Raw genomic sequence first — 12377 nt, 5'->3', positions numbered from 1 at the left:
GGCCGCCATCCTAGTGGGCCTGTCCTCGGCCCCCGTCGCTGCCGATCCGGTCGGCGATCGCCTGGAAGGCGGTGACGGTCTCCAGGTCACGCTCGTCGTCGGCGTCCGGCCAGGCGCTGGTCTTGACGATCACCACATCCGCCTCCGGATCCACGTACAGGTACTGGCCGAAGATCCCCACTCCGGTGAACGGCCGTCGCGCACCGCCCAGCGTCCACCACTGGTTGCCGTATCCGTAGTGCGGCCAGCCGCTGGGAGGCAGCGCGCCGATTTCCAGGTGCGGGAGCCCACGGTGTTGGACGGCACTCAAGATGCCGATATCGCGGGCGCGAATGGGGCGTTGAGCGTGCCGATGGGTTCGGTCGGTGGATCGGTTCGTGGGCGGCGGCACCTTGCCGATGAAGAGGGCCGACGGCCGGGAGCCCGTGGTACAGCCGGGAGGGCGTCGGGGGACTCGTCGGCGCGGTGCCGGTGACCCTGGGGCCGGCTGGTGCTCTTGCGCCCCTCGGGTATGGAGGGCCAGAGTGCAACACGAGCTGCCCCTTTCCTCGCTCGGCCGCCAGGCCGGAGCCTGACGGGATGGACGATGATCGAGGTTGCGGACGCGGCGGCGGCCCGGAAGGCGCTGGCCCGCCGGATACTGCGCTGCCCGGACTGCCGCGCCGCGCTCCAACCCTGGGGCCAGGCCCGCCCCCGGACCGTCCGTGACCTCGGCGGTCTGGTCGCGGTGCGGCCGGACCGGGCCCGCTGTACCGCCTGCCGTCGCACGCACGTCGTCCTGGACGCCGGTCTGCTGCCGCGCCGCGCGTACACGGTGCGCTTCCTGGGCCAAGCCCTGGCCGGCGCGGTCCACGGGTACGGACACCGGCAGATCGCCGCCGGACTCGGTGCCGCGCAGGACACCGTGCGCGGCTGGCTGCGCCGGGCCCGCAGCACTGCCGAGCAGCTGCGGTTCATCGGTGTCCAGGCCGTCGTCGCCCTCGATCCCGACGCGTTGCCCACGGTGGACCGCGGGGAACCGCTCGCGCACGCCGTCGAGGCGCTGGTGGCCGCCGCCGTGGCCGCTCACCGCCGCTTCGGTCACGGTCCGCGCGAAATCTGGGCGCGGATCGCGCTGCTCACCCATGGCCGCCTGCTCGCGCCCTCCCCGACCGGCTGAACCGTCGGCGCCATTCCTGGCTGCCGCCTGCCCGAACACCGCCGTTGCCCGGGCCCGACGACCATCCGCCGCCACCACGGGGGCTGTCCTACGCATCCGCGCGACACCTTGCCGACGAACGCGACACCTTGCCGACAATCCTGTCCGATTCGCCGGAACCTTCATCGGCACCGTGAACGCCTGCTTCGTCAGCATTTTCAGCGCCGGGCAACACCCACGGCCGCGGCTGCGTGCCACCCACTGTTCAGGGAGTATCCGGTGGCCGCCGAGCTCGCCGCCGCGGGCCATGAGGAGACCGAGCCGGGCGATGTCGCGGGTGGTTGCGTTCAGGGAGCCGCCGCCGATCGCGGTGCGCGGCCGGCCGCGGGTGAGGAAGTAGTAGGAAACGCCTCCCTGGGGGAGAAACCCCAGGTCAGCGGCCTAATGGGTGGTGCCCCCAGCGGGGCGCCAGCCAGATGGGAATGGGCGTGAGCTGGGGGTTTGCTGCGGGGCGGTCACGATCGAAGCTGCGTATGGGCTGCCGTAGGGCTTGGCCGCAAGTGCGAGTCCTCGGCGGGAGCCACGCAAGAGAGCCGGTCCGGGTGCGCTACCTACGATGGAGGAGGTAGGCGGAAGGTCTCCAGGGTTCATCTTCGGTGAGCTCCGCTTCCATGCCGCTCATGACGGGCCGCGATCACCCGCGGCACGAGCAAGCCAACCCGCTCGGTGCAGACGGTTGGCGGGGCGAGGCAGAGGGCGACACGGTTGACAGCCTTCGGGTGTTCATTGAGACGGTGCTGGTGGGAAGACCCGCGTCCGGCGCACGTCAGTCCATCGGATCGGCCCACCCGGTGCGTCCGCTGCATGAAGGCTCCTGCCGTACTTCCTCTGACGTACCCCGGCCCGTGGTTGCCTGCGATCCGGGCGACATCACGAACTTGCTTGATCCATGCGGAAGTTCGGCGAGGTCGGCGAGCAGCTGGTCGAGGATGTGCTCCTCCTCGACGCGGACGGCGTGCCGGGTGAGGGCGGGTGCGAGGGCGGGGTCCCAGGGGGTGGGGGCCGGGGTGCCGGTGGTGAGCGGGGTGCCGAGGCCGCGTTCGACCGCGGCGGAGTAGGAGGAGGTGTCGTAGCGCCAGGGTGCGGCGGTCGGCAGGCGCAGGATGCCGGTGGCGATGCGGATGCCGCCCCAGTCGAAGTCGCCGTGGTAGGCGATCGGGTGGCCTTGGCCGGCGATGTGGGTGAGCAGGGTGCGGGCGGCTGCGGACAGGTTGCCTTCGACGCAGACCAGCGGCGGGCAGTCGGGGCCTAGTTCGTCGGCTGCGGCGGCGAGGACAGCGGGGTTTTCGCAGACGTGGACGGTGTGGCCGTTCAACCCGAGTTCGGGAGGCCCTTTGACGACCTGGCGCAGCGTCAGGACGCAGGGTTCGCCGCCTTCGCGGGCGGCGGCGAGGATGCGGGCGGTGGCGCCGCGAGTGGAACCGGGCAGGCCGAGGACGAGGACGCGGGAGGAGAGATCGTCCCGTGCCACTCCGACCGTGGCCCAGGCGGCCCGGCGGCCGTCGGCGCCAGCGGCCGTCTCGGCGGGCAGCGCGGCGAGCGCGCGGACGGCGGAGAGGACGAGTGTGGCCAGTGGGTGGCCTTCGTCCAGTGCGTGGGCGTCGCCGAGGGTGCGGGCGGCGAGGACGGGGAGGGTGAGGCCGTCGGCGGGGAGCGCGGAGAGCACCCGCACCGCGTCGGCGGCGAGCTGCCATGCGGCTGCGGGATCGCCTCCGGAGAGGCGTTTGAGCAGGCCGGATGCCTCCACCTTGGCTCGCCAGGGCGCGAGCTCGGCCCGATCGGCGACGGCGGGGTGGTCGAGTTCGGCCAGCGCACGTTGCCAGACGGCTGCGAGGGCGGCGTCCTGGGCCCGCCGGTCGATCACCGGCCCGGTCAGGGCGACCACCGCCGCTGCGAGGCCGTCCGGGCAAGCCAGCGATTCGCGCAGCACGCGGTCGACCTCAGCCAACGGCACGGTCAGGGAGCTGCCTGAGCGCAGCCAGCGGCCGAGCAGCAGCTCGACCGCGCGGCGCTGTTCGGGGGTGGCGGCCTTGAGGGTGGCGGGGGTGTCCAGGGGGTGCCCTGCGGCGAGCCGGTCGCGGGTGCGTTCCACCAGCCAGGCCGTCTCGGGGCCGCCGAGCAGGCGACGCAGCCGCGGCAGATCCGTCATCGGCTACTCACTGTCGAGGAGGGACGGTTGCGTCTGCCCGGCCGCTGCCTGGGCGGGGACGTACGGAACGGCCCGGGAATCGCGGGTGCGTGCGATACCGTCCCAGCGCCAGGGGGTGACCAGGACGGCGTCGATGCCCTCCCGGCGGCTCAGCTGGGCGATGGCGATGCCGGGCACGGTCGGGTAGCAGGCCCACTCGCGTTCGCTGGTCATCACCACGTCCAGATCGAATGAGGCCAGCAGGCCGAGGCACTTGGCCCGCGAGTCATCGTCGACGCCGGCGAACGCCTCGTCCAGGGCGATCAGGCGCGGGGCGTGTGGGCTGCCGGAGGAGTAGTGCGAGGAGGCCGCGGCGAACAACGGGACGGAGGCGGCGAGCACGCGTTCGCCGCCGGAGGCCGGACCGGTGGCGGGGCGCCACTGGCCGTCCTGGCGGCGCTGGATGGTGAAGGCGTGCCAGGTGCGGTAGTCCAGGGCGCGGGTGAGCTGGTCGGCCCAGGGGTCGCCGGGGTTGTTCTCGCGCTCCTGTGTGATCCGGGTCTGGAGGAACTCGCCGACGGCCGCCCGGTCGGCCGGGGTCCAGGCGTCGGAGGACTGGCGCAGCAGACGGGTGCGGACGGCCTCCAGGCCGGGCGGCGCGTCCTTGGCGGGCTGCCACCGCAGGCGCAGGGTCATGCCGGTGGAGGTGGGCCGGGCGGCCAAGTCCTCGTTCATCGCCTGCACCTGTTCCTCGGCAGTGGCGATCAGTTCCTGGAGGGTTCCCGCGACCTCACCGACCAGATGGTTCTCCAGCAGTTCGCGCTCCTTGGCGGACAGCAGCCGGGTGCGCCGCTCGACCTCCTCGCGCAGAGAGGCGGCGAGGGCGGGCACGTCGTGAGTGCGGCCGTGGAAGACCACGTCGACGATCATGATGCCGTCGTGCAGGGTCATGCCGACCGAGTGGCCGTGGCGGCCGAGGGCGTCGGTGAGCATCTTGTGCTCGGCGGAGATCCGCTGCTGGATCAGTTCCCAGCGACGCTCGGAGTCGTCGGTGCTGTCGAGTTCCTGGTTGATCGTGCGGGCCAGGGCCACTGCCGGGGTGGGGGCCCAGGGTTCGTCCGGGGGCGGGACGGCGAGTTCGGGGAGGGCTGTGGTGAGCAGGCCGGTGGTGGCGAAAGCGCGGAGGGCGGTCACGGCCCGGTCGCGTTCGGCGGCGGCCTCCTCGATCCGGGTTCGGATCTCGCTGCAGCGGCCCTCGGCGCGGGCGCGGGCGGTCATGGCCTCGTCCCGGGTACGGCGAGTGGTCTTCTCCTCGGCGTCCCGGGCGGCGATCGCCGCGTCGGCCTCGGCCAGCCGCCGGTACAGCTCCTCGACGCTCGCTCCGACCGTCTCGGCCAGCATGCGGTGACGCTCGGCCGCCGCCTTGGCCGTACGGCGGGCGGCGGTCTCGGCCTCCTCGGCCTCGGCGAGAGCAGCGGCGGCGGCCTCGGCCTCGGCGGCGGTCTCAGCCGCAAGCGCGGCGGAACGAGCCCGCGCAGCGGCGACCGGAAGCAGCGCGGCGAGGGCGGCTGCGTAGCCGGACACCGCGTCGCGGACCTGTTCGAGCTCCTCGCGGTTGGTGGGCAGACTGGTGTCCAGGGCGTACTCGTGGACTTCCAGGTCGGCGCGTTCCGCGTCCTCCTGGCGGGCGGCGGCCTCGCGCTCGGCCTCGGCCAGGCGGTCCGTCAGGCGGCGTACGGTCTCGGCCTCGTGACCGGCGCGGGTGTGTGCCTCGCGCAGCGCGTGGTCGGAGGGCTGGGCCTGCTGCTCGGCGGCCAGCGCAGTGGCCCGGGCTCGGACGGCGCCGCGCTGCTCGTCCAACTCGCCGAGTCCGACAGTGAGTTCGCCGCGCCGAGCGGCCAGCTCGGTGAGCCGGGCGCGGCGGGCGGCCTCCCGGGCGCCTTCGCCGATGTGGTGGGCTGCGGGCTTGGTCCAGCGGCCGGTCAGGGCGCCGATCCGGTACCGGCCGCAGGTGGCCACCCAGGTGTGGTGGTCGGTGTCCCCGCCGAGGGCGATCGCGGCGAGGACAGCCTGAACCGCGTCGTCGTCGAGGGCGGCGGCCAGCGGGTCGGCCCGGTCGACGGCTGGACGCAGCACGGCGGCGAGGCTGGTGCCGGGGGCGGTGGCGCCGGGCAGCAGGGCGGCGTCGGCGGCGTCGAGCAGGGTGCCGTCCGGGGTGAGCCAGGCATCCAGCAGCCCTGCGGCCTCCAGCGCGGCCTCGATCCCGGCACGGTGCTCGGCCGGTACGGCGTCGGCGAAGTCGACGGCCCGCCACAGCGGCGCTCCCGGACGGTCGGCGCGGGCGCGCGGATCGCGGGTGTGCGCCAGGGGAGGGGCGTCGTGGCCGCCGGATTCCAGGCGGGCGATCTCCTCGTCCACGGCGGCGAGTTCGCGCCGTACCGCGGTGTGCTCGGCGTCGAGTTCGGCCTCGCGGCGGGTGAGCGCGCCCACGGCCGTGTGGTACGCCGCGGCGGCGGCCTCGGCCGCCGGGTTGGGCCCGGCCAGGGTATCCGTCCAGGCTTCCAGGGCCGCCAGGGCCTGGTCGGGGTCGGGCAGGCGCAACTCGACCGTGTCGGCGGCCCAGGTGCGCCAGGCCGCGGTCAGGGCCGCGCCCTGCTCGGCGACAGCCTGCGCGGCCTCGGCGGACCGCTCGCGGGCGACCTCGAGGTCGGTCGAGCGGCGCGCGGCCTCGGTCTGCGCCGTGCGGGACCGCCCGTGTGCCCGCTCGGCCTCGGCGAGCAGCGCGGCCAGGCCGGTGACGGCCTGGCGGCGGTGTGCGACCGCCCGCTCACCGGCCCGGCGGGTGTCCTGGAACGGCGCGTGGTCGCGCAACAGCGTCTCGGCCACCGGTGCGTGGTCGATTCCGGCCGCTTCGGCGGCGTGGTGTGCCGCGTTGTCGGCCGAGACGAGGGCGGCCTGGTCGGCCTCGTGCTGGGCGTGGGCGGCGGAGGCGCGGCGCTGCCAGTCGTCGGCCTGGCGGCGCGCGGTGCGGCAAGCGCCGGTGCGATCGTCGGCGGCGGCGCGCAGGGCCTCGGCGGTCTTCCCGGCCTGTTCCAGCTCGCGGGCGGCGTCCATCTCGGGGCTGCGGGTGAGCGCGTCCCGGGCGGCGGCCAAAGTCTCGCGGGCGTCCGCCAGTTCCTCCAGACGTGCCTCCGCCTCCCCCAACTGCTCCTCAGCGGCGGCGTGTTCGGCCTCCGCCTCGCCGAGATCGCGGCCCAGGTGCTCGTACCGGCTGTGTGCGACGCGCAGCACGGCGGCCTGCCGCTTGGCCGCGATCCGTGCGTAACGGCGGTAGTGGGTCAGAAAGTCGGCAGCAGCGCCGGAGGCCTCGGCAAGCGCCTGAAGGGCGTGCCGCTCCTCGTCCAGACCGCGGAACGCCTCGGCGACCTCGCCGACCAGGGCGGGATCGAGCGGCGGCAGGGCCTCGGTGAGCGCCTTGGACAGCAGCTTCTCGTCGGGCTTCTTGGACAGTTGCGGCTGGCGCAGCTGGATCAGCAGGTTGACCAGCGCCTCGTAACGGCCCGGGCCGAGGCCGAACAACTGCTCGTCCACCGCCCTGCGGTACTCGGCGGCCGTGTCGTGGACCAGCCCGTGGCCCTGTAGCGCCTCGCGCAGCCGCTCCCGCGTGTACGCGACACGAGTGGCGGACATCAGCGGCAGCTGAGGGCCGACGCGCAGGGATGTGGTGAAGAACCAGTGCCTGGCGATGCCCCTGCCCTTGACCGCCTTCAGACCGCAGCCGATCGTCCGGTACCGGGGCTTGCCGTCCTCACCGATCCGCCCGAACTCCAGCCAGGTGTAGCCCGTGCGCTCGTCGTGCGGGTGCTTCCCGCCGAGCAGCAGGTTCCACTCCATCCGCTTGGCACGGTCGCCATCCGGTTCGACCCGGTGCGCGGCGAGCTCGCCGTCCAGGAGGAAGGGCAGGGTGAGCGCGAGCACCTTGGACTTGCCGGTGCCGTTGTTGCCGCGCAGCAGCAGCCGCCCGTCGTGGAAGCGGAACTCCTCGGCGTCGTAGTAGAAGAGGTCGACCAGCCCGGCGCGCAACGGCTGCCAGCGGGTGCGGGTCGGCTCGGGCGGGGCAGCGGTCATGCGCGGGAACGGGCCTTTCGGATGGTCGGGGCGGCCAGGGCGTAACGGACCAGCGCCGGCTTGGCGGTGACGGTTCCGCCCTCCCGGGTCACCAGGTCGAGGGCGGCGAGCCGGTCGAGAGCCTGGGCGAGCAACTCCGCCGCCGCGGCAGGCTCGGCAGCGCCCTTGCGCCAGTACGAGCGGTGCTGCACGGCCAGTTGCCGCACCAGCTCGACGAGGTGCGGCTCGGTGCGAGGGCCTTTGGCGGTGGCGAGGTGGGCGGCGACCAGCAGGGTGGCATGGCCGTCGGTGCCCTGCTCGGGCATCCGCAGGTCGGTCAGCTCGTCCTCCGGGTCGACCATGGCGATTCCCTCGGCGCGCATCTCCGCTACCAGACCGGTGAGTTCGGTGATCCGCCGGGTGATCGCGTAGCGCTGGGAGACCAGGTAGGTGCGCTCGTGCTCCGGCAGCTCGGCGTAGTACACCACCGGGTCGTCCAGCAGCCTGCGGGTGAGCCGGTGGCGCAGCGCCCGCAGCCGCAACTCCTCGGTGTCGGGCGCGACTTCGCAGGTGAGCAGGGTCAGGCGCTGGTCCGGGGCGGCGGTTTCGACGGTGGACGGTCCACGGGTCGCGGCCAGCAGTGCGGCAAGGACGCGCCGCCGCACGTCGTAGAGCACGTCGTTGGACGCCTCCGACAGGTACGCCTCCTCGTCGCCCGCCACCCGGTGCAGGACGCCCCAGTCCAGCAGCAGCCGTACCACGGCCACCAGATCGGAGCGCTCCTCGCGGCGGTCCATCCGGAACTCGATCCCCGCAGCCACCAGCACCGGGTCACCGGCACCCGTCAGCACGCCGTCGGCCAACCGGCCCAGGGTGATCTGGGCGTCGGCCCGCTCCAGCACGGCCAGCGCCAGGCAGAGCAGCACATAGCGGCGACGGGTGAACGGCACCCTGGTCCGCGGCGCCCGGGCGGGCCGGGTCGCGTCGTCCAGCCGGGCGGGCGACTTGTACAGCCGCGCGGTCTCGGCGTCGACCACCAGCCGCCAACCGGTCTCCTGGGTGAACCAGGCCGCCAGCTCGCCCGCGTGTTTGCGGACCAGCCGGAACTCTTCGTTTCCACTGGTCATCAGCGGTGAGGCGAGCAGCGCGCGGGCGGCCCGGCGCCGTTCGGCCTGGACTTCCGCGTCGGTCATGCCGCAGTCCCGGTGGGTGCGAGGTCGATGATCTCGATGATGTGCTCCGGCCCGCGGAGCACGCCGTCCGCGGTGGGGATCTCCACCGCCGTGTCCGGGTCCACCAGCTTCAGCCGGACCTCCATCGTGCCGTCCCCGGTGAGCGCCGAGGACTCGCTCTCGCCCGGCATCCGAGTCGACAGCGCGTCGCCGAGCACCGCGAGGAACAAGCGGAACGCGTGCGGGTCGAGCCCGTCCGGGCCGGCAAGTTCGGAGAGCAGCATCGGGCCGTCGGTGGCCAGCCGGGCCCGGGCGGCGGCAGTCTGGGCGGCCTCCAGCTCTACCTGCTCGGCCAGCACCTGCCGCGCCGCCGTGCGGTCCGCGACCCGGGTGGGCATACCGCGCCGTTCGTACGAACCGGTCTCGCGCAGCCGCGGGCTGATCTCCAGCGGCGGGGCCTCGGCCCACGGCGTGGTGGCAGCGGGGTCCGCGTCCTGCCAGGCCGCCTCGGTGGCGGCGTCGACCGTCAGGTGGCGGGCCGGGGTGAGGGCGAAGGCCGCCCGCCACAGGCGGTGCGCGGCGGCGTCGTCCGGGGCCTGCGCGAAGAATCGGGCCAGCGCCCGGAAGTCGGCCGACCGGTCCGATCGGCCGCCATGCCGCTCGTTCAGCGCCGCCACCGTGTTGACCAGGCTGGTGATCGCGCTGACCGCCGCACCGCGCAGCAGCTTCGCCTGGGAGGGCTGCCGCGTCGACCGGCTGAGGAACCAGTCGGCCAAGCCCCGCCAGCGGTTCTCCCACACGATGAGCGCCGCCCGCGTCGCCTGCGCGCGCGCCTGCTCCGCCTCCGGCTCGTCCGAGTCGGGTACGGCGTCACCAGCCTCCCGCTGGCCGGCCGTCAGGAGCAACCGCTCCACGCCAGCCGCGTTCAACCGGGTGAGCAGGTCCGCGATCTGCGCGCCGCGGCCCGCCAGGTCGGCGATGAAGCGCTCGATGTACTCGACCAGCCGGTCCTTGTACGCGATGAACGCCTCCTCGTCGCCGTCCTGGAAGTCGATGGTGCGGCGCAGCGAGGCCATGAACGCCTGGGCGTTGTCCGCCAGACTGCCGAACCGCTCGGCGATCTGGAGCAGCAGCAGGTGCGTCTTCGCCGGGTCGGGGTCCGCCGCCCGCGCGAGGACCAGCAGCGAGCCCAACTGCTCGGCGATGTCCGCAAGCGCGACCGACTGCAACTGGCCGCGTCGGCCCAGCGCCTGCTCGTACACGCCTACCGCGCGCAGCGCGGCCTGACCGTGGCGGGTGAGTTGGTACAGGTAGCGCGCCCGGTGGAAGTCCTCGACCGAGGTCACCCGGCCGGTGTCGGCGTCCGCCCGAAGGTTGCCCCACTCGACCAGCTTCTCCAGTGCTCCGCCGACCGCCTCGATCGACGCCGCCGCCATGCCACCGGCGCCCCGGCGCAGCTCGGCGGCCACGTCCTCCGGCCGCAGATGGACGATGAACCGCTCCCGCGCCTGCGCGAACACGGCCAGGACCTGGCCGTAGAGAGGGGCGTTCGGCGCCTGCAGATAGGCGAACGGCTGAGGCGGTGGAGCGTCTGACACGAGCCCCAGTCTTTCAGAGACCGACACCCGTTCGGACGCGAACCGGAAACTCGTTGTCACCGGAGCGCCAGCACCAGCCGACATCACGCGAACCACAGTGCCAGCACCTCTTGGCCGGCAGCACGGGCGCGAGGACCACGTCCAGCGTCACATGCACGCCCCAGGCCAGCTGGTACAGCCGGTAAGGAGGTGTGGGCCGGCCGAACAGGTAGAAGCCCAGCAGGCGCCTGTGCGGAATCAACGTGTTGCTTCCCGCTGGAGCTGTCGTTGCTACGGTACGGCGATCACCAGGGAGCCATGACCAACTCGACAGCCGGTTCCGCGTGTTGTGGCCGCACCTCAACGGGCGTCAGCGACGGTCGATGCTGGCGGTCGAAGCCCGTCTGCTGGACACGGCGCCATACGGGTCGTCGCGAGGGCACTGGGGTCAGCGAGACCACGGTCCGCCTGGGCGCCCACGAGTTGGCGGCCGGTGAGGACTCGTTGCCCTGCGGCCACGCGAGGCGGTCGAGCCCGGGACGCAAGAACGCCGCGCGGAGGGATCTGGGGCTGGTGCCCGCACTGCTGGCGCTGGTCGAGCCGGACGAGTGGGGGAGATCCGATGTCGCCGCTGCGGTGGACGACGAAGTCGCTTCGGCACCTCGCGCAGGAGCTGACGCGGCAGAAGCACCCGGTCCGGGCGACCACGGTCGGCAGGCTTCTGCGGGCCAACGGCTTCAGCCTCCAGGTGATTTCCAGGACACTCGAAGGACAGCAACACCCTGACGGGATGCCCCATCCCTGCCGGTGAATGGGGCTGCGGCGACGGCCCGCGAGCAGGCGCTCGCCTTCCTGGCCCATCCCGTCCTGACCGGGAGGACACGCGGGGAACTGGCCGCTTTGAGCGACCAGTTGGCCCCGGCCAGGCCACCCAGCGGGAGGAACGCTGCTACCAGCAGCGCGGTGGCCGACGCCGCCAGGCGGCCACGGCTGCCTTGTCTGTGACCACCTCCACCTCCCACGGGAGCTATGCCGACCAGATGCAACCCGGCTGTCGTGCTTGCGGTCAGACTGCGGGCTGAGGTTGCCGCCGTCGATTGCGATGTGCTCCTGTCGACTGGGTCCTGCCGTTGGTGGCCCGTGCTCGTCGGCTTGGGAAGGGCAAGATCATGGACGAGAGCCGAGGGCGGGACGTGCCGCTGACGGTGACCTGGGAGATTGAGATCGTCGATGGTGAGCTGGGGAAGGAGCTGGGACGTCACCAGGGCGAAGTGATCTTGAGGTCCTGGCGTGGATCGTTGAACAGCGGCGCCAACAGCGCAACCCGACAACATCGGAGACGAGCTGAGGGCGGACGTTTCCCCTCCGCCGTCGTGCCCTACGTAGGGTATGAACCTGCGACCGGTCAGCAGGCCCTCGCGTATCTCCACATGGGCCCCTGACCTGGGACTTTCCATACATCCTGGGCGGATGTATGGAGCCCTCCAGTCGTCTCCCGGACGCGCCCTGGCAGCACCAGAACGATGTGCCGAGCCGCGCTGACCTGCGCTTTCGCCTGTCGCAGGCTGGTGCCCCCAGCAGGATTCGAACCTGCGACACCCGCTTTAGGAGAGCGGTGCTCTATCCCCTGAGCTATGGAGGCCTGGGCCGGTGGTACGTCAGCCGGGGGTCAGCCTACCGGGTTCGGTGTCGTGGTGGGGAACGGGTTGCCGTAGCGCGCCGCGCGGGTTGGGGGAGTCGCGGCTGTTCAAAGAGTGCGGGCCGGTGTGTAGACGTGCTGGACTCGGCGCAGCGCGGCCAGGTCGGTCAGCGGGTTGCCCTGGACGACTATGAGGTCGGCCCGCATGCCGGAGGCGAGAGTGCCGGTGTCGGTCAGGCCGAGGGCATGGACGGAGTTGGTGGTGGCCAGGTCGAGGATTTCGGCATGGCTGAAACCGAGGGAGGCGAAGAATTCGAGCATCCCCACGTAGTCGCCGAACTGAGCCCCCGGCACACCGGCGTCGGTGCGCGCGATGAACCGGACACCGGCCTCCCGCATCTTCCGGATGGACATGGCAGTCGATCAACCCGGGCAGTATCGTCGTTCCGGGGCGGCGCAACCGGGACACACCCGCGTCCACCGCGGCGTCCAGTTCGGTCGCGCTGCCGACGGCGGTGATCACACCTGCTTCCACGAGCACGGCGCCGTCGTCGAT

Annotated in this window: 7 protein-coding genes, 1 tRNA gene and 1 pseudogene; 2 read left to right on the top strand and 7 right to left on the bottom strand. The window is 72.8% G+C overall.

All coding sequences use genetic code 11. The features are described from left to right. Positions 1 to 10: 10 nt before the first annotated feature. Positions 11 to 310 carry a hypothetical protein gene (locus tag P2L57_RS33830; RefSeq protein ID WP_275821183.1) on the bottom strand — a complete coding sequence of 100 codons (300 nt, stop codon included), beginning with the start codon at positions 308 to 310 and terminating at the stop codon, positions 11 to 13. 276 nt (positions 311 to 586) lie between these two features. On the opposite strand from P2L57_RS33830, the gene P2L57_RS33825 reads away from it, so the two are divergent. Further along, complete coding sequence (locus P2L57_RS33825) at positions 587 to 1159, top strand: DUF6431 domain-containing protein (RefSeq protein ID WP_275821181.1); 573 nt, start codon at positions 587 to 589, stop codon at positions 1157 to 1159. 805 nt (positions 1160 to 1964) lie between these two features. Here the strand turns inward: P2L57_RS33825 and P2L57_RS33820 are convergent. From P2L57_RS33820 to P2L57_RS33805, 4 genes are read right to left on the bottom strand one after another with little or no spacing between them, the layout of a single operon-like run. After that, on the bottom strand, positions 1965 to 3347 hold the full coding sequence (locus P2L57_RS33820; RefSeq protein WP_275821179.1) for a TIGR02679 family protein: 1383 nt from the start codon (positions 3345 to 3347) through the stop codon (positions 1965 to 1967). A gap of 3 nt (positions 3348 to 3350) precedes the next feature. Next, positions 3351 to 7454: a TIGR02680 family protein gene (locus tag P2L57_RS33815; protein WP_275821177.1), complete on the bottom strand. Its 4104-nt coding sequence runs from the start codon at positions 7452 to 7454 to the stop codon at positions 3351 to 3353. Next, positions 7451 to 8626, bottom strand: coding sequence for a TIGR02678 family protein (locus P2L57_RS33810; RefSeq protein ID WP_275821175.1), 1176 nt, complete (start codon positions 8624 to 8626; stop codon positions 7451 to 7453). Before P2L57_RS33810 ends, P2L57_RS33815 begins: the two co-directional genes overlap by 4 nt. Further along, positions 8623 to 10203, bottom strand: a complete 1581-nt coding sequence (locus P2L57_RS33805; protein WP_275821173.1) for a TIGR02677 family protein — start codon at positions 10201 to 10203, stop codon at positions 8623 to 8625. Before P2L57_RS33805 ends, P2L57_RS33810 begins: the two co-directional genes overlap by 4 nt. A 245-nt stretch (positions 10204 to 10448) precedes the next feature. Here P2L57_RS33805 and P2L57_RS33800 point away from each other — a divergent pair. Continuing rightward, positions 10449 to 10969: pseudogene (locus P2L57_RS33800) on the top strand (ISAzo13-like element transposase-related protein); the annotation flags it as partial. 779 nt (positions 10970 to 11748) lie between these two features. Here P2L57_RS33800 and P2L57_RS33795 read toward each other — a convergent pair. Beyond that, positions 11749 to 11824 (bottom strand) — tRNA-Arg (locus P2L57_RS33795). Between the two features lie 105 nt (positions 11825 to 11929). After that, complete coding sequence (locus tag P2L57_RS33790; protein WP_275821171.1) at positions 11930 to 12235, bottom strand: amidohydrolase family protein; 306 nt, start codon at positions 12233 to 12235, stop codon at positions 11930 to 11932. Between the last annotated feature and the right edge of the window lie 142 nt (positions 12236 to 12377).

The organism is Streptantibioticus ferralitis, assembly GCF_029223525.1.
In the GTDB taxonomy this organism is placed as follows: domain Bacteria; phylum Actinomycetota; class Actinomycetes; order Streptomycetales; family Streptomycetaceae; genus Streptantibioticus_A; species Streptantibioticus_A ferralitis.
The sequence above is the reverse complement of the archived record's forward strand: the minus strand, read 5'-3'. Positions and strand labels throughout refer to the sequence as shown.